Origin of the sequence: Streptomyces sp. NPDC005962 (genome assembly GCF_040629205.1) — a bacterium.
Taxonomy (GTDB): Bacteria; Actinomycetota; Actinomycetes; order Streptomycetales; family Streptomycetaceae; genus Streptomyces.
In genome coordinates this window covers 30800-47608 of the sequence record NZ_JBEXVE010000045.1, presented here as the reverse complement: position 1 = coordinate 47608, position 16809 = coordinate 30800, and the positions used below count along the sequence as shown (strand labels likewise).

The 16809-nt window shown below is 69.0% G+C and carries 16 protein-coding genes; 9 read left to right on the top strand and 7 right to left on the bottom strand.

All coding sequences use genetic code 11. From position 1 onward, the window contains the following. Window positions 1-300 precede the first annotated feature (300 nt). Both ABZ370_RS41635 and ABZ370_RS41630 read left to right on the top strand, forming a co-directional pair. Window positions 301-942 (top strand): phosphopantetheine-binding protein, encoded by a 642-nt coding sequence (locus ABZ370_RS41635; RefSeq protein ID WP_358632997.1) that lies wholly within the window; start codon window positions 301-303, stop codon window positions 940-942. A 115-nt stretch (window positions 943-1057) separates the two neighbouring features. Then, window positions 1058-1372 carry a hypothetical protein gene (locus ABZ370_RS41630; RefSeq protein ID WP_358632994.1) on the top strand — a complete coding sequence of 105 codons (315 nt, stop codon included), beginning with the start codon at window positions 1058-1060 and terminating at the stop codon, window positions 1370-1372. A gap of 476 nt (window positions 1373-1848) precedes the next feature. On the opposite strand, the gene ABZ370_RS41625 is transcribed toward ABZ370_RS41630, so the two are convergent. Further along, the gene (locus ABZ370_RS41625; protein WP_358632992.1) at window positions 1849-2067 is read right to left on the bottom strand and encodes an EF-hand domain-containing protein; all 219 of its coding nucleotides are present in this window, start codon (window positions 2065-2067) and stop codon (window positions 1849-1851) included. Window positions 2068-2514: 447 nt separating this feature from the next. Here ABZ370_RS41625 and ABZ370_RS41620 point away from each other — a divergent pair, with 447 nt between their 5' ends. From ABZ370_RS41620 to ABZ370_RS41595, 6 genes are all read left to right on the top strand, one after another. After that, window positions 2515-3984 carry an SAVED domain-containing protein gene (locus ABZ370_RS41620; RefSeq protein WP_358632989.1) on the top strand — a complete coding sequence of 490 codons (1470 nt, stop codon included), beginning with the start codon at window positions 2515-2517 and terminating at the stop codon, window positions 3982-3984. 507 nt (window positions 3985-4491) lie between these two features. Continuing rightward, entirely contained in the window at window positions 4492-5079 is a 588-nt protein-coding gene (locus tag ABZ370_RS41615) for a hypothetical protein (RefSeq protein ID WP_358632986.1), read from the top strand. Between the two features lie 21 nt (window positions 5080-5100). Continuing rightward, window positions 5101-5469, top strand: coding sequence for a hypothetical protein (locus tag ABZ370_RS41610; protein ID WP_358632983.1), 369 nt, complete (start codon window positions 5101-5103; stop codon window positions 5467-5469). Further along, entirely contained in the window at window positions 5466-6050 is a 585-nt protein-coding gene (locus tag ABZ370_RS41605; RefSeq protein WP_358632980.1) for a hypothetical protein, read from the top strand. The genes ABZ370_RS41610 and ABZ370_RS41605 overlap by 4 nt, the downstream gene beginning before the upstream one ends. Continuing rightward, the gene (locus tag ABZ370_RS41600; protein ID WP_358632977.1) at window positions 6044-7324 is read left to right on the top strand and encodes a ThiF family adenylyltransferase; all 1281 of its coding nucleotides are present in this window, start codon (window positions 6044-6046) and stop codon (window positions 7322-7324) included. Before ABZ370_RS41605 ends, ABZ370_RS41600 begins: the two co-directional genes overlap by 7 nt. Next, entirely contained in the window at window positions 7321-7797 is a 477-nt protein-coding gene (locus ABZ370_RS41595) for a Mov34/MPN/PAD-1 family protein (RefSeq protein WP_358632974.1), read from the top strand. Before ABZ370_RS41600 ends, ABZ370_RS41595 begins: the two co-directional genes overlap by 4 nt. Before the next feature lie 19 nt (window positions 7798-7816). Here ABZ370_RS41595 and ABZ370_RS41590 read toward each other — a convergent pair whose 3' ends face one another. From ABZ370_RS41590 to ABZ370_RS41565, 6 genes are all read right to left on the bottom strand, one after another. Further along, window positions 7817-8221, bottom strand: a complete 405-nt coding sequence (locus ABZ370_RS41590; protein ID WP_358632971.1) for a hypothetical protein — start codon at window positions 8219-8221, stop codon at window positions 7817-7819. A gap of 97 nt (window positions 8222-8318) precedes the next feature. Then, on the bottom strand, window positions 8319-8630 hold the full coding sequence (locus ABZ370_RS41585) for a hypothetical protein (protein ID WP_358632968.1): 312 nt from the start codon (window positions 8628-8630) through the stop codon (window positions 8319-8321). A gap of 121 nt (window positions 8631-8751) precedes the next feature. Next, window positions 8752-9825, bottom strand: a complete 1074-nt coding sequence (locus ABZ370_RS41580) for an ATP/GTP-binding protein (RefSeq protein ID WP_358632965.1) — start codon at window positions 9823-9825, stop codon at window positions 8752-8754. Beyond that, window positions 9825-11948 carry a Mu transposase C-terminal domain-containing protein gene (locus tag ABZ370_RS41575; RefSeq protein ID WP_358632962.1) on the bottom strand — a complete coding sequence of 708 codons (2124 nt, stop codon included), beginning with the start codon at window positions 11946-11948 and terminating at the stop codon, window positions 9825-9827. The genes ABZ370_RS41580 and ABZ370_RS41575 overlap by 1 nt, the downstream gene beginning before the upstream one ends. A gap of 255 nt (window positions 11949-12203) precedes the next feature. Then, window positions 12204-12911: a hypothetical protein gene (locus ABZ370_RS41570; protein WP_358632959.1), complete on the bottom strand. Its 708-nt coding sequence runs from the start codon at window positions 12909-12911 to the stop codon at window positions 12204-12206. A 210-nt stretch (window positions 12912-13121) separates the two neighbouring features. Next, window positions 13122-14144 (bottom strand): TniQ family protein, encoded by a 1023-nt coding sequence (locus tag ABZ370_RS41565; RefSeq protein WP_358632957.1) that lies wholly within the window; start codon window positions 14142-14144, stop codon window positions 13122-13124. 265 nt (window positions 14145-14409) lie between these two features. On the opposite strand from ABZ370_RS41565, the gene ABZ370_RS41560 reads away from it, so the two are divergent. Beyond that, entirely contained in the window at window positions 14410-16758 is a 2349-nt protein-coding gene (locus ABZ370_RS41560) for a Helicase associated domain protein (RefSeq protein WP_358632954.1), read from the top strand. Window positions 16759-16809 lie beyond the last annotated feature (51 nt).

The window sequence follows — 16809 nt, the reverse complement described above, 5'->3', positions numbered from 1 at the left end:
CCGCCCTGCCAACCGGATGCACCACCGCGGCCTCCTCGGCCCCAGCGCCCTGCTCCCGGAGCCGTACAAGTAGGAGATCGAACGCTACGGCCGACCACAGGCCATCCGCCGCCGCCGATCGGGCGGCTGGTGCGCAACGCACGCGCCTGCGTGCTGGACGCGGGTCTCGGCCCGGTACCGCCCCAGCGCGACGGGGGGCTGTAGCTGGCCGGTGTCCAGCTCGCCCGCGGCTATCTCGACCGGCGCGGCCTGACCGCCAAGCGGTTCGTGGCCTGCCCGTCCGGCGCGCCGGGGGAGCGGATGTATACCGGGCCCGGGGACCTGGTGCGGTGGACCGCCGAGGAGGTTCTGGAGTTCGCCGGGAGGGCCGACCATCAGGTCAAGATCCGCGGCGTCCGGGTCGAACCCGGTGAGGTCGAGGCGGTGCTGACCCGGCACGAGATAGTCGCCCAGGCGGCGGTCACGGCCCGTGAAGACCGGCCCGGGCAGCGGCGGCTGGTGGCGTACGTGATCGCGGCCCGCGGTGCCGAACCGCGCCCGGCCGACCTGCGCGGCCACCTCGCCACGCCACTGCCGGGCTACATGGTCCCGGCCACCGTGGTCGTGCTGGACGCCTTCCCGCTGACGTCCAGCGGCAAGCTGGACCGGCGCGCCCTGCCCGAACCAGGCACCCCGAACCAGGCACCCCGGGCCCCGGCGTCACGGGGCCCAACGTCACGGGGCCCCGGCTCAACCCGCGCCGGGCGCCCGGCGCGCAAGCCGGAGGAGGAGATCCTGTGCGGCCTGTCCGCCGACATCCTCGGCGTGGCCGGTACCAGCATCGACGACGACTTCTTCGAACTGGGCAGTGACTTACTGGCCGTGATCCGGCTGGTGAGCCGTATCCGCGACACGATGAGCCTGGACCCCTCGGCCCGGGATGTGTTCGCGCCCCCCCGGTGAGCCGCCTGATGGAGCGGCTGCGCCTGGGAGTCCCGGATGACGCCTTCGACGTCCTGCTCCCGCTGCGCGCTGCCGGTGGCCGTCCGCCGTTGTTCTGCCTGCCCTCGACCTGGCCGTGGACCTCGTCATCGACCCGGACTTTGGCCTGTTGCGGTGGAAGGACGAGGACGAGTACGCGCACATCCGGCGCCTGGGGATTGTCTCCGACAGTGAGCACCAGGCGGTGGAGCTCGCCCGGGCCCAGGTGCTGGACATGCTCGAAGCGCGTACGGGGCCGTTCGCGGACGCTGCCTCGTGGCCAGCTTGGCGTTGGAACTGCCTGTGCAAGGCCTGGCACGCGGGAAGCTACGGGGCTGCATGGATGGTCCAGGGCCTGGCCTTCGCCTCCGTCTCCGCAGTTCCGGAAGGCGACGGGAGCCGACCCCTGTGAGAGGCAGTCGTGTCGGGCGCCGTCCGGGCCATCGTGCCGGGCTTGTGCGGTACGTCTCCCACAGTGGCTGCCGACGGCTTATGCGTTCCGTCGTGGTTGTGTCCGTTGCTTGCCTTTGCGGGCACACACGGGACCCCGAGTTCATGACGGCCCGGGGTCCTCCGTGTGCTGGTGTGTTCGGTCGGCTCAGCCACCATCCGCGGCTGCTGGGCAGCCCAGGGCGCCGACCCGGCACCAGAGCCGTTGCGGCGCCGCCAGCCGTATCCGACTGCGGCGGGCCTGAGAACGATCCGTGCTGCTCTTCCCGTGCTATCCCAGTCGTTCTCCTGGCCCTTGCGGTCTTTCTTGGACCAGAGCTCTCGCCGGGGTACCGGCATGGCCTCGCTTTGAGCCGTCCATGTCGTCTGCGATCCATGCGGCGGCGGGAAGGGTGCCATATCGCTTGGGGTATATTCGCCTGCCGGGCCCGGGTGGTGTCAGCTGTTCATGGCTGCCCAGAACTCTTCGAAGGACATTTGGCGATCGCCGTTGGTGTCGAGGGAGTCGATCAGGTCCTGGGCCTGTGATTCGGTGATCTGCGAGCCTTCCAGCTCCGCCACGACCTTGCGGTATTCGTCCGCGGTGACCAGGCCGTCCCCGTCGATGTCGTAGCGCTCGAAGACCTTCCGCGCCGCCGTCTCGATGATGTCTGCCATGTGTTCCGCCTTTCTGTGATCTTCGCTGACCGGCCCAGGCTATCCGCCCGCCCGGAGCAACGCGGGCGCTGCCCAGCGTGTGTCACGACCAGCAGTAGGTAAAGCCTGCGTCGGCTGCTTCAGAGCCTCTGACCTGCGGCGTCTCGACTAGCGCCGGACGACTCTCTGGAGCGTCTGACCTGCTGTTTCTCTGATGTTAGGTCCTCTGAGCTGGTACGCCGCAACTTATTCCGGACTCACATCAACTGCTTTCGGACGCGGTATGAGGCAGCGACCGAGGAGGGCTTTCGGGGTTTTCCGCTACGCCAGTGGGCGGGCGAGAGCCTGTGCCCCGCCCGGCGACTGGTAGGTTTGAGGGCTTTCGGCTCGGCCCTGCTTGCGGCGATGATCTGCTGAGCATGCTGATGGCCGCAATTGCGGTGCTCCGACGCCTGGGAGATCGTTTCAGTGCCTGACCTGCCTGCCCCGAGCTCGACGGGTGTCCGGATTGCTGGTGACCGCTACCAGTGGCTGGCTGCGTGGCAGGGGTGTGTTGCCGCTGTCCGGGATGCAGCGCTGCGGGCGCCCAACCCGGTGGTGGCGGTGGGCGTCGAGGTCGACGACGCGGGGAACCTGGACGACGTCGTCCTGTACCGGCAGGTCCCGCCGCACACCTACATGCAGGTCAAGTACGCCGCGGACAGCTCCACTCCGGTCAACGAGGACTACCTGCTTAAGCTCAGCGATCGCGGCGGTCCGTCGATCCTGCGGAAGATGGCGCAGGCTTGGCTGCAGCTCACTGAGGGCGGCACTCCGGTCGATCTTGCGTTGCTGAGCAACCGGTCCCCGGACGCCGAAGACCCGCTGATCTCGCTGCGGGACTCCCGCACCCAGCTTCTGATTCCGAAGGCGGCGCAGCAGGGCCAGAGATCGAAAAGGGGGCAGGCCCGCAGGGGTTGGGCCGACGGCGCCGGGCTGAGCGAGGAGAGGCTGCTGGACCTGCTGAAGGTGCTGCGTTTCGATTTGGCACGAGACGTGATGCACCTGCACGAGCACTTGCAGATGCTGATGTTCGCCGCAGGGCTGCGGTTCAGCGAGGAGGCGATGCACGCCGGCGCGGACTGGGTGGCCCGTCAAGTCGTTGATGGGCAGCGCCGGTTGTCGCTGGCGGACATCAAAGAGGCGATCCGGGTGCTGCGCCTGGAAGCCGGCTCATCGCGTCCGGTGCTGTCCATCGCCACCCTGAAGCCGGATCCCATGGCGGAGGATGCCGACTACGCATTGGACTGGGTGGACCGCTTCGAGGGAGCCTCACAATATGTGAAGCGGCGTCCGCTGGCCCCGGCCACCTGGGCGCAGTTGCAGGCGGACATCGAGGCCACGCCGTATCGGATGCCGCCGGGCACTACCACGTTTGCCGTCACCGGCAGCCTGCGTCTGGCACCCGCCTTCGCGGTCGGTGCCGCCTTTCGCATGGTCGCCGGCTCCGACCTTGCCGTGGCTCAGCGCGACCAGCTGTGGTCGTCCACCGCAGCGTACGACTCTCCGCTGGCGCCAGCCGTCGATGAGCACACCCTCGATCTTGGACCGGATCTCGCCGTGGCCGTCGCGGTCGCCACCGACCCGACGCAGGACGTGCTGGACTTTCTGCGTGAACATCAGGTGCCCGTCTCCCGGCTGCTGGTCTTGCGCCCGCCCGGCGGGGCGAAGGACAATTCCATTCCGGATGCCGCGACGGCCAGCGCGTTGGCCGTGGGTATCCGGGACCTGCTGCGCCGTGCCTGTCGTGCACATCCCGCGATCCACCTCTTCCAGGCCGGTCCCATGGGCCTGGCCCTGCTGCTGGGCAACCGGTGGAACCGGCTGCGCCCCACCATCGTGTACGAGGACGTCAACGCGCAGCAGGTGTACGAGAAGGCCTTCATCATCGACGCATGAGGGCCAGGCAAGCCCCTACGGTCCCGCCGGCAAAGCACCGTGCCGCCGCCTTCCCGGGAGAGCAGCAGCCGCCTCAGCTGCCCATGCCACCTCATACGCCTCCGCCCTCCGGTACAAGTCCCCTTCGCAGTGTCCCGCTGCGCGCCCGCAGACGCCGAGGACGCCAGGAGTGATCTTTCCTGTGTCCGTCCACCATGTCCTTCTGCTGCCGTCGGCCGAGGGCCGCCTCGAACCCTGCAGACACTGGCCCGGACCTGGTGGCTCCTCAGCGTGAGGCCAGCCCCCGAAGGTGCCTCCCACTTGCACAAGGCGCGCGGATCCGATGGGCGGGGAACGTCGCGGCAAATGATCATCTAGTCCTGGTGCAGGAGGGTTTGTCAGTGGTGGGTCTTACTGTGGTGAACGAGCAGCCATAGATGCCTGTTTGTGGCCGCCGTGCCCCCACCCGGGAGCCGGCGGCCGCGGCGTGCACCCGGGCTGAACGACTCGCCCGAGGAGGTACACCGCATGGGGATCGACGAGGCATTCGACGCCTTCCAGAAGTCCGTCAACGAAGACATCGACAAGACCAGACTGGCCCGCGAACGCCGGGACCTGTTCAAGACCGCCCTGCGAGGCGAGCCGGACGTCCTGGAGGCGTTCGGCTCCGGCTCGCTCAGCCGCAGCACGCAGCTCAAGCCCATCCACGACGTGGACATCATCGCCATCTACGACCCCGACGAGCACCCCGAGTGGGGAAGCGACGGGCCGAGCGCGGAAGAGGCCCTCGAGCACATCCGCGGCCAGGTTAACCGGCTGCTGAGCCAGAGCAGCGGCACCCACGACAACGTGGTGAAGCACACCCTGCTGCGCAACCACGCGGTCAAGTGCTTCCTCGACGACCCGGACGACCCCGACGCCTTCACCGTGGACGTCATGGCCGCGCTGCGGCAGGAGGACGGCTCGATACTCATCCCCGAGAAGCTCAACACCCGGTGGGTGCCCGCAGACCCGGAGTACCTCATCGATCAGGTGGCCGATCACCAGAGTGCCTGGCCCCACTTCCGGCCGCTGGTGAGGGTGCTCAAGCAGTGGCGGCACACCGTGCCGGTCTAAGGGCGCATCAAGTCCCTCGTCATGGAGGTCCTCGCCCTGAACTGCATGCCCAGGTCCGGCAACCGGTCCGAGGGACTGAAGACGTTCTTCACCGCCGCCGCGGTCCAGGTCAACGAAGGCGTGTGGGACCCGGCCGATCTGTGCGGGGAGATCCAGCCGGACCTGGACCGTACGGGCCTGTCCGAGGCGCTCGCCGAAGCCCGGGACATCGCCGAGCGGGCCTGCGCGGCCGCGACCGAGGGCGACACCGACGACGCTCTGCGACTGTGGCAGGAGATCTTCGGAGACGACTTCCCGGCACCCGCTGCACCGGCCAAGCCTGCCTCGCTGATCACCGGGACGCCTGCGCTCATCACCCCGCGGCCCATCAAGGACGCACCTCAGGGATGACCACCGCACACACGCCCAATGACCGCACGCCCATCACCTGGTGGGCGTGCGAAGCACGCCGGCTTCGCCGCGACCACGACGAGATCATCGCTCAGTTCCCCGACCTTGTCTGGAACGACGCCGGAGCAGGAAGCTGGGAAGGCAGGCTGCCCCGCTGGCCTTTCGACCGGCCCGAGCCCGAGCACCTCACCACCTGGATCGGCGACGAAGGACTCCTTCTGCGCCTGGAGTACAGCCAGGCGTACCCCATGGTGGAGCCCCGCCTCGTCCCCCTCGACCCGCTGCCCGAACCGTTTGAATGGACCCAGCATCGCTGGCACGTCAACGGCGACGCCAGCCTGTGCCTCCTGCGCGACGACGTATGGACGGGCCGCGAGTCCGTTGTCGATCTGCTGCTGAAGGCCGCCGGCTGGCGGATCGAGTACGCGCTGATGAAACACCAGACGATCGAGCGGATGACCGGCAGCGGCATCGTCACCGACCACAGCCTCGACCACTTCCTGGCCCAGCCCCTGCCACCCGAGGACACCACTGGCCACCCTGAACTGGACACCGGCGGGCAGGACGGTCCCGCGTGCTGATCCTCATCCCACGGGACGCCGCGACCACACTCCGCGACTCGGGCGCGTGGGGCCGACTGTCGTTGCGTATCAGCCACCCGGACGACCTGGCTGTGGTGGGCGGCATCTCCGAGGGCGGTGGCTCCATCATTTCTGTCGACCCGCCGCCGCCCGCCCCCCGCCTGCTCGCCAGCTGCGACTCCCGTCCTACCGGCTACTGGTACCAGGCCAAGAGCGAACTCCACGCGCTCTGGTACCTCCTGCGGGTGCGGTGTGGCACGTCCATGAAGTTGGACGTGTTCAAGGACGCCGTGCCCAGCGGTTTCAAGATGCCGGGCGACGGCGGCTACGTGGCCATCACCCACGCCCCCGGAGTGAAGGACGCCTTTCCCGAAAGCGGCCTGCCCGACCTCGTCGCCTGGCACGTCACCCGTGCGGGCTTCCAGCCCCTCGAGGCGTCGGCCGAGCCCGAAACCACCGGGATTGGGCAACTCAGCGGTCACTGGCCCGTAAAGGAACTGCAGAACACGCGGATCATGCTGATCGGAGCGGGGAGCATCGGCTCGGCCACCGCGCACGCACTCGCCGGCTACGGCGTCGGCCATCTCACCCTCATCGACCCCGACCGGCTCGACTGGCACAACCTCGTCCGGCACACCAGCGCCCGCAAACACATCGGCCGACACAAAGTCACCGCCCTCGCCGAGGAACTTGCCTCCCTGCGCCCCGACACGGCGGTCATCCCTCTGCCCCTGGACGTCATCGAACACGCCGACCACGTCCGAGCCCTCCTCGCGGACACCCACCTCGTCGTGTGCACGGCAGACGGGGTGGCCCCGCGCCGTGTCACCGGACACCTGGCCCGCCGCGCAGGCCTCACCGCAGTCCTCGCGTGCGTTCTGCAGGACGGTGCCCTCGGCGAGATCCTGCGACTGCGCCCCTGGCCCCGGCACGGCTGCCTCACCTGCCGGCGCCAGAGCCTCGCCGAGGCAGGCGGCCTGGACCCCGAGCCCGCCCTGGACGCCGGGTACGGCACCGGCACCCGCCATCGGCCGATGACCGCCGTCGGCTCCGACCTTCACTTGGTCGCCCAGCTCGCGGCCAAAACCGCCATCGCCACCGTCCTCGAACGCGCCGGGCACCCCGACCAGCGACTGCCGGGAGAGCACGCCTTGCTCGGCCTGCGCCGACAGCCCGACTGGGCCCCGCCCTTCAACCTCGGCCACACCGCCGAGCTGCGCTGGCTTCCCGCCACACCACCTAGATCCGGCTGCCCCACCTGCGAAGCACCATGACCCAGCAGCCCGTCACCACCGTGCACCTCACCGCCCCGGCCGCCCGGATCATCATCACCGAACTGCGTACGGCTGACCACACGACGGAGACCGGAGGCATCCTGCTGGGACACCACACCCACAACACCGTCACCGTCCACTACGCCGGAACCCCCGGTCCCGCCGCCGTACGTACACCCACCTACTTCCTCCGCGACCTGGCACACGCCCAGGCACTGGCCGACGAGGCGTTCGCGAGCGACGCCAGTGTCTGGGTCGGCGAGTGGCACACCCACCCCACCAGCCGCCCCGTCCCCAGCGCTCGCGACGCTGCCACCTACAGGCAGCTTCTCGGCGACCCGGAACTGGGCTTCCACAGCGTCATCGCGGTGATTCTCGCTCTCTGCGAGTACCACTGGGTCGGCGCGGCCTGGGCAGCCCGGCACGGTCGGATCACGCCGGTGGAGTTGCGGTTGGACGGACCCGTCGGATGACGCCATGGGGGCCACGCCGTCAAACCGGGCGGCGCAGTACGCCACCCCGTACGATCAGGATTTTGTGGGCGGACCAGTCGGCGTGGCAGGTGTCGCAGACCGTTTTGATCCATCCTCCGGGGGCGTCGTTGCGTGAGCGTGGTCGGCCGACTGCCCCACAGAATTCGCACGTAGCAGCCGCCTCCGCGACAGATGCCGCCACCAACGCCCTCACCTTCTCTGGCACAGCCTGCTCGCCGGTGGCGACATGGATGCGCAAGCCGCCGAGCTTCTCCGTCACGTCGGTGACCCGGTAACCGGGCACGTCCACGGTGAGCTGCGCGTGCAGGCGTTCCAAAAGGGGATGCCAGCCCGGTCCGACGGCACGCAGCCGTGCGGGGATCTGAGCTCCGGCCGCAGCGGACCGGTTCCCTTCGTTGTCCATGCGGGCATCGTCCCTCACACCGCCTGCCCTTTGACGGACCGTGACCTCCAAGCGAGCGGTACGGCAGGCCGACTCGGCAGAGTCAGCCCGCACCGGATCACTGACGCCCGGCGAGGTCCCCGTTCACGGTGGCGACGAGATCTGCCAGGTACTGCTCGGCATCCTGGCGGGTTCGCGGGGCGAGGCCGGCCAGCCCACTGAGCAGCAGGCTCCCGACCCGCTCCACGAGCGGCTTGTCCTGCGGCTGTGCGCACCGGACCGTGGACTGTCGCCGCGGCACGTCAGCGTAGGCGACAAGACGTGCCGCGGAGATGCGCAACGGATCGCTGTCCACGCTGAACAGCAGCGCCAGCTGGGGGCCGCCGCCGGTCGGTACGGTGATGACGTCCGATTCCTGCAGGATGATCACCTCTCTGTGTCGGGGCCGGCCCCTCCCGAGAGCGGCTTGTGCCTGCAGCCTTCTGCGGAGTGAACAACCGGTCGGCGGCTTCCCGCCATGCTGCGGTGGTCGCTTCCGGCGCCGGGATTTCCTAATCCCAGTCGTTGTCGGGGTCGTTGCGGCCGACGATCATGTTGTCGAGGGCTTCTTGGGTGATGGCTTCGGTCTGGTCTTCGATGGCTTGCTGGGCGGTCTGGCAGATGAGCTGGTCGAGGGTGTCCATGTAGCCGCCGGTGCGTGCGTGGAGTTTTTCCTCGAGGTCCAGCAGCGCGCCGGGCTTGTGGTTGTAGAGCCGGAGGTTGGAGTCGTAGCGCTGTACCACGCCCCGCCATCCCCCTTCCTGCCCCGCGTGCAGCGGGATGGGGCTGATCCGCATGACGGGCAGACTGCTGTCGAACTGCTCGGAGGTGCGGGGGCGTTCGCTGCGGCGGCGGTTGTGCAGGCCTTCGTTGACGATGCCGGTGGCGCCGCGACCGCTGTAGATGACGGAGACGCGCAGGCGGGCCTGGAGACAGTCGAAGTAATCGAAGGCGGTGGCCAGGTCGCTGTCGTGGATGCGGTCGACGCCGTCGATGAGGACCAGGGAGGTACGGCTCTCCCGCATGGCGTGCACGACCGGTTCGGTCATGTCGGTGCTGCGGTAGGTCCGCTTGTCGATGTTGATGGTGTGGTCCATGCCGAAGAAGTCCGCGAAGGGCAGGGACCAGTCCATGTTGCTCTCGTGGCGCGGCGGGACGTTGATGTAGACCACGGGGGTCCACTCACTGTCCGGCCGACGTTCGGTCTCCAGCACTCCCTGGTAGGCGCGTCCGATCTGGAGCAGCAGCGTGGTCTTGCCGGCACATCCGTCGATGATCATGCTCATGCGTTTGCCGGTGGGGCGGAACCGGTTGGTGCGCAGGGTGCGCCGCGCGTCCTTCAGCCCCTGGGTCACGTCGGGAGTGCTGACGGGGATCATCTCCCCGTGATAGATCATCCGCGGGTCGGTGTCGGTGACCTTCGTGCCCTGGGGGGCGCAGTCCTGCAGATCCGGAGGCTCGAGTTTGCGGTGCACGAAGTCCATGAACCCCTCCCGCACCGTGAGCAGTTCGGGATCCAGCGGCGCCCACCGCGCAGCGAGAGCTGCGGGGGCGACTGATTTCGGGGCGGTGCGCGCAGCGTCCATCACGTCTCCTGCGAGTCTTGGCTGGGCGGTGGCGATTCCTGGTCGGGCCGCGGCGGCTTCTCGGGCGGATCCGATGCCAGCTCCCGGAAAATGTCGCTGGCTGATCCGCCCAGACTCTGTCCTCCCGCAGAGGCGGGACGGCGCCGCGGCGGCCGCGCCTGGACCGGCGAGGCAGACGAGGCGGCACGTTCGGGCGCAGTGGGCGGCAGCGCGGCACGGCGGCCGGGGAAGAGGTCCTTGGCATCGACGTTGAGGGACGGTGCGGGCGTCACGCTGCCGGGTTCGGCCCGGGTGATCCCCGCATACGGGTTGACCGATGTTTCGGTGATCTCCAGGGGCTGCGGAACGAACGCGGCCACCGGCTTGGCAGAAGTGGAGGTGGGGGAGGGGCCGCGCCGTGCGCGGGCCAGGAGATCGTCCACGGCCCGGGCGATTTCTTCCTCGCTGCCTTCCCGGCCGACGAGACCGGTGACGAAGTCGGCGGCCTTTTCCCACAGATACTGGGTCCAGGCATCGTGGATCAGGTGCTGGTACTTGAAGTCGAAGGCCACCCACGGGCTGCGGGCGGGGTCGTTCTTGACCGTGTGGTCGTACAGCCACACCCGGCTGGGCTCGTAGGGGTTGTAGTAGACCGGCCAGCGCCGGCCCTGTCCCTTGATGCCGGTGTGGCGGTTCTTGAACTCCCGGATGCGGTGGCTGACATATGTGCGGTTGCCGATCTTGATGCCGTCGCGGGTGACGGTCCGCTTCGTTTGGAGGAGCAGCTTGCGGCTCTCATCCGGTGTGACCGGCCGCGGTACGGCGCCTTCCACGGCCACCGCCGCCGCGTACATCTGGTTAGGCGTGAGGACGAGAGAGGGAAGGAAGGGGGAGCGCAGTCCTTCGTGTTGCCGCCGCTGCCACTCGGTGACCACCCACTCGTGCCACATGTCCTGCAGCTTGTTCAGCGGCCACAGCCGTTCCTTTTCGACGTCCTTGCCGCGTGTGGCCAGCTTGTTGCCGGTGTAGCCGGCGACGAACTGGGAGAACATGCTCTTGACCGAGGCGTTGGTGCGTTCGATGACCGCCTTGTCGGTGGGGGTGCGCTCCCTGGCGGACTCCACCTCGATGCCCAGCATGCTGCACACGTCCCTAAAGTGCCGGGCTTTGAAGATCTTGGCGTTGTCGACGACCACCGTCTTCGGGCGGATGACGGGCCGGGCCGCGGCGCCGGCCATCCGCGGATCGCCGGCCAGCATTTGTGTGTAGGGCAGGTCCGAGTTGGCGGCCAGCGTCTGTGGCGACCAGCCGGGGCGCGCCGCGAGCGGCGCCATCGCCTGGCCCAGCAGCAGCGCGGCATCCAGCGACTTGGTGCTGCGGCCGCCGCGGCGCCGGCTGCCCGGCCCTTTCTTCCGGCCCGAAGACTTGGGCACGATCATTCCGGCGATGAAGCTGCGGCTCAGGATGTCGAGGGCGTAGGTCAACTCCACTGCTACAGGACGTCCGTCGTCGCCGAGCGCCAGGACGTCCAGCCCGGTGCCGTCGATCTCCACGCGCTCGCCCAGCAACGACACTGGCGCCGGATGGTAAGGAGGATCGGGCGGGGCAGTGGCGTCACTGTCCTGCCCGGGCGCGGCCTCCAGCGATTGCTTCGAGATCCCCAGCCGCTTGAGCAGGTCGTAGAAGGTGGTGCGGGCCGGCATCAGGTCGCGGTACTCATCCGGGTGCGCGCGTCGCAGCGCCGTGCGCACCCGTTTGTACAGCCGGGAGAAGGTGCCCGCCGAATCGCCGCGCTGGGCTTTGTCCTCCTGGCGGATCAGCGCCACCACCCGCTCGTCGACGTTCCCGTAGACAGTGGCCGTGCGCAGCCACCGCCTGTCGACCAGGCCGAGCAGCCCGTGTGCTTCGTAGGCCAGGCATTTGCGCTGCACGGTGGCGACCGACCCGGTCAGACCGGCCGCCTTCAGCTCGGTTGCTTTGAGGGCGTAGCGGGCGGTGCGGGTGGTGGTCGCGGGATCATAGCCGTGCCGCGGAGTGAAGGCGCCTGACCGGGCGCCGGCAGGGCGGCCGGTCAGCACCTCCCGGACATGCTTCTCCCAGCAGCGCAGGTGCTCCAGCTGTTGTTTGTCCAGCCGGTCCAGCACGGACAGGTCCGGCACCGCTTCCGGCTCCTGTGGCGTCCCGTCGGCCTTCAGCACGGCGAAGTCCGGGGCGGATACCAGGATGCAAGACCAGTACCAGCGCGTCCTGGCCGCCGTCGTCCATCGCCGCCAGGTGCACGTTGGCACCCTGCAAGGCGCCCACCAGATAGCGGCCGGTCTTCCACCGGACCGTCATCCCCGGCCGGAGCGTCCCGGCCCGCTCGTCCGGGGCGTCGACCGGCAGGGAAAGGACGGCGCTCATGCTGCCGCTCCGGCCGCCCAGACCGTGCTGTCGGGGGTCAGTGGCTCATCCCAGTGCGTCGTTAGATCCTGCGTCCACAGCAAGTTCCAGCTGCTGGCGCGGCCCTGCCCGGGGGGAAGATCCACAGCATCGGCGCCCCTGCTCAGCGGCAGGGGCCGGGCGAATGCCTCCAGCAGGACGGCCCTGGCGCTCTCGTCGGCGAACTCGTCGTGACGGAACTGCGAGACGATGTACACATTGCGGCGCAGCTGGCCGCCCGGGGCGCCGGCGACATCCACCTGCCATCCCGCCGGCGCGGCGGCTGCCTGGGCCACCGACCATTCCTGATCGTCCGGCTCCTTCCCGGCGGGGGAGTGCAGATAGAGGATCTGCTGCTCCTCGACGGTGCGCGCCATGAACGCAGGGTTCACCACCCCCGCACGCTCACCCTCGCGCCATTCGATCTGCAGCGACGGTGCAGCCAGGTAGACGATGTGCGGGTCGCGGTCGAGGAACATGGCCGCGTATGCATGCTCCCGGGACCGGCAGCTGATGTCCTTCTTTGTGGTCGACGACCACCACTGGCGCACCTTCGACTTCCGCCCCCGGTAGGCGCGCTGCTCGTGCAGCACCGGCCATTCCTCCACCGGAAGTCCGCGCAACGCCCGTGGAGTGCTGAGGCGTTCGTGGCCCATGTCGTCGCGGTAGCGCACCTGTAAGTCCACGAGCTGCTCCCCTCGTGCCGCGCCGTGCCCTGCTGCGCGGCAGACGTCCACCAGGCTCCGGGCCTCCTCCCAATTCGTGTGACGCAGCCGCAGGAGTTCACCCGAAAGGATGCAGATGCCCTTGTTTCCTTGACGGTGGTTCCCTGCTACCGGAGATCCACCGGGCCCCTGCTCAGCCGAGGCCGAAGCAGCCGTACGCGGCGCGGATGACTACAGAAACAACCGGTCCATCGAGTTGGGCATGCGCACCCACGGCAGGCACGTCAGCTCCTCCACCGGCGCCAACGGGGAGGGCAGGGCATGACCGGTCACCCTTCGCACTACGGTGCTTGAGGGCACGTCTCCGCTGGAAAACTGCGGAATGCCCTGCTTGAGCGGCCGGTGCTGGCGGTGCCAGACGGTCAGCGGCTCGATGGACCGGTAGCCGTGCCGACGCGTTGTCCGCGGCAGCCAGTCCTGGTACTCGGTGCTGCCCAGTACGCCGTTCAGGCGGCGCACCTCGAGCCAGGCCAGGTCCTGGGTCAGCAGGGAAAGTCGGCTGAACTGCGCCAGCGGCCGCACTCGCTGCTCGCCCAGCTCGGCCGCGAGGACAGCCCACTGCTTGATCTGTGCCGGGTCCTCAAGATACCCGGAGCGTACGAGGATGGAACAGGCGTCCGCGAACACCCACCGTCCGGCCGGGCCCAGGCGTTTGCGTATCCGGTTCAGGCGCTGCTGCGCGCGCACGACCTCCGCGAGCTCGCTGAGATCGATGTAAGGGTGCCTGGTGCTGCGGGAGTTGTCCGTCCAGCGCTGGTGGCGCAGGCACACCTGCCAGGGGTCGGGAAGGATCAGCCAGGCGGGCGAGCGGGTGCCGCGGCGCGCCGCGCACAGGGAGCAGGCCTGCACGATGTAGCCGGCCCGCGCGTCCCAGGGCCATTCCCAGTCGTCCTTGGCGTTCTTGGGCATGAGGAATTCGTCGCGCAGCCCGATCAGACGCTCCTGCATCTCGGCCACGGTGTAACCGGCCAGGGTGGCCAGCCGCTCGCGCGCGTAGCAGCTGACGTACATCTCGGTGTATTGAGGATCGACCGGCACTGGGCCGGTGCCCATGCTCCGCAGTACCTCTTGCGCAGGGCGGTTGTTGCGGGCAGCCAGCCGCGTCACGTACGAGCCGGTGGACTCACCCTGCAGAAACCGCAGCCGCAGGTGCATCCGGCGCCGCCCGAGCCATTCGTCTCGCTGCTCCGCCACGATGGCGCTCCTTCCGGGATGTCCGGCTGCGGCTTCATCTAACTCCCGCCGTCCCTCGGCTGGCAGCCCAGGCTGACGAAACGGTCCCATCTGGCGCACACGCGGTCCCGGAGGCGACCGATTACGCACGCGCGAAGAAAAGAAAGAGCAGCTTCGGTCAGTGTCGGCCGGACCCTGCGGCAAAGCTGCCAGGCTCTCCACTGCGAACAGACTGGTGAAGGTGCCCCGCGGGCACGCAGTTTCACGACGAGGGAGTCAGCGCGTCATGCCCGGCCGTGTTGAGCTGCGCCCCCACCAACGAGAAGCCGTCGCTGCGGGAGTTGACGCCCTGAGCGGGACGCGGCATGCGGCTGCGACCATCATCGCCGCTTGCGGCACCGGTAAGACCCTCATAGGCAAGCGCGTCGCGGAGCACTTCGCTGAGCGCGGCCCCGTCCTCATCCTCGTCCCGACCCTCGAACTCCTGACCCAGACGGCGGCCCGCTGGCTGGCCGACGGCGGCTTCGACCAGCTCATCGGCGTCTGCTCACTGCCGGGTGTCCACGACCGCAGCCTGCGCGGCCATTTGCTGCTCACCGGAAATGCCCGGGTGCTGGCCCGCCGTGTCGCCGGGGGAGGACGCATCGCCGTCTTCGCCACCTACGCCTCCCTGCCCACCATCGCCGAGGCCCACCGCGGTGAACAGCTGCCGCCCTGGGTCTTCGCCCTGGCTGACGAAGCCCACCGCACCAGCGGCGACTGGGACAAACGCTGGGCACTCATCCACGACGACCGCGCCATCCCGGCCGCGCACCGCCTCTACATGACCGCCACGCCCCGCAACTGGCGCACCACGCAAAACCCGAAGGCGCGCACCCGCATCGAACGACTCGCCTCGATGGACGACCCCACCATCTACGGCCCCGTCGTCTACAACCTGGACCTGGCCCAGGCGATCGAACGCGGCGTCCTCGCCGACTACCAGCTCATCGTGCCGGAAGTCCACGACAGCATGCTGCGCGGCATTCTCCATGACCCCCTGCCCACCCCACATCAGGACGGGCTGCGCCTGGCCGCGATGCAGGCAGCCCTGCTGATGTCCATGGCCGAACACGACGCGCGCCGGGTGCTGTCCTTCCACGGCCGGATCGCCGCCGCCCGCGGCTTCGTCGCCTCTCTGCCCGAGACCGCCGACGTGCTCGCCGACCGCACCGGCATCCGCAACCCCTGGGCGCAGGCCCTGCACTGCCACCAGGCGCCCTGGCGACGCCAGCAGATCTTCCACGAGTTCGAGCACTTCTCCGCCCACACCCAAGGGAGCACCGCCGGCAGCCACGACTGCGCCGTGCTCGCCAGTGTCCGCGTGCTGAGCGAAGGTGTCGACGCCCCCGACACCGACGGCATCCTGATCGCCGATCCGCGCCGCAGCCCCAACCACATCGCCCAGAGCATCGGCCGGGCCCTGCGCAAACCCCCGGGCCAGGCCAAGTGCGCATCCATCTTCATCCCCGTCTACATCGCACCCGGCCAGTCCACCCGACAGGCCATGGAATCCTCCTCGTTCTCAGACTTCTGGCGCTTCTTTAACGGCCTTGCCGTCTACGACACCAGGGCCTATCAGCGGTTCGGCTCCCGCATGAAGGCGCGACCACAGCCCCTTGCACCGCGCCCGCACCGTGCCGGCGAGGTAACCCGCACCCTGAAGCTGCGCACCCACAAGGCCCCCAACAACGCCTTCTGGAAGGACGGACTGCAGGCCGCCCATGCCTTCCGCACCCGCCACGGTCACCTGAACGTCCCCAGCGAACACGTCACCAGCGACGGCCTGTCCCTGGGCCAGTGGATCGGCCAGCAACGCTCTCTGTACGCCGCAGACGCCCTGCTGGCCGACCGCATCGCCGCCCTCACCAGCATGGGATTGTCCTGGCCCCATCCCCCTGAAAGTTTCGAGCACCACCTGGCCCAGATCACCGCCTGCGCCGCCCGCCACGGCACCCTCGCCCTGGGCAAGAACGCCCACGGCGGTGATCGCCACCTGGCCGCCTGGCTGGAGACCATGCGCTGCCGTGCCGACACCGGCCAGCTCGCCCCAGCCCGCATCGCCTCCCTCAACGCCGTCGACCCCTTCTGGAACCCGCCCTGGAGTTTGCGCTGGCAGTACACCTACGCGCAGATCAGACGCCGCCTGACCACCAGTACCTGGCGGTGCACCTACCACCGCCACGACAGCCGTGACTCCGCCTGGGACAGCTGGCTGGACCGCCAGATCACCCACTTCCACCTGCTCGATCCCCAGCAGAAGCACCTCCTGGCCGCCCTGGCCCGCGCCTGCCCCGATGCCCATCCCCACATCATGCTGCTGACCCGCCCCACCAGCCTGCGCGAGAGGGCCTTTAACCGCGGCCTGCGCGCGGCCCGCCAGTACCACCAGCGCCACGGGCACCTCGACATGCCCAAGGACCACACCGAAGAGATCCTCGGCGACCAGGTCCACCTCGGTGCCTGGCTGATCCGGCGGCGCAGGGATAGCGCCCAGATGACGCCCCGCCAGCAAGCCAGCCTCAAAGCTCTCGGCTTCGAGACGATGCCGGTCTTCCTGTCGCCCGCGCAGCCGCTTCGCGACGCGGCTGCCTGAACCAGCGATGACACTCCGCCAGGCGGGCGAACGTCAGCCCTTACCCGTGCC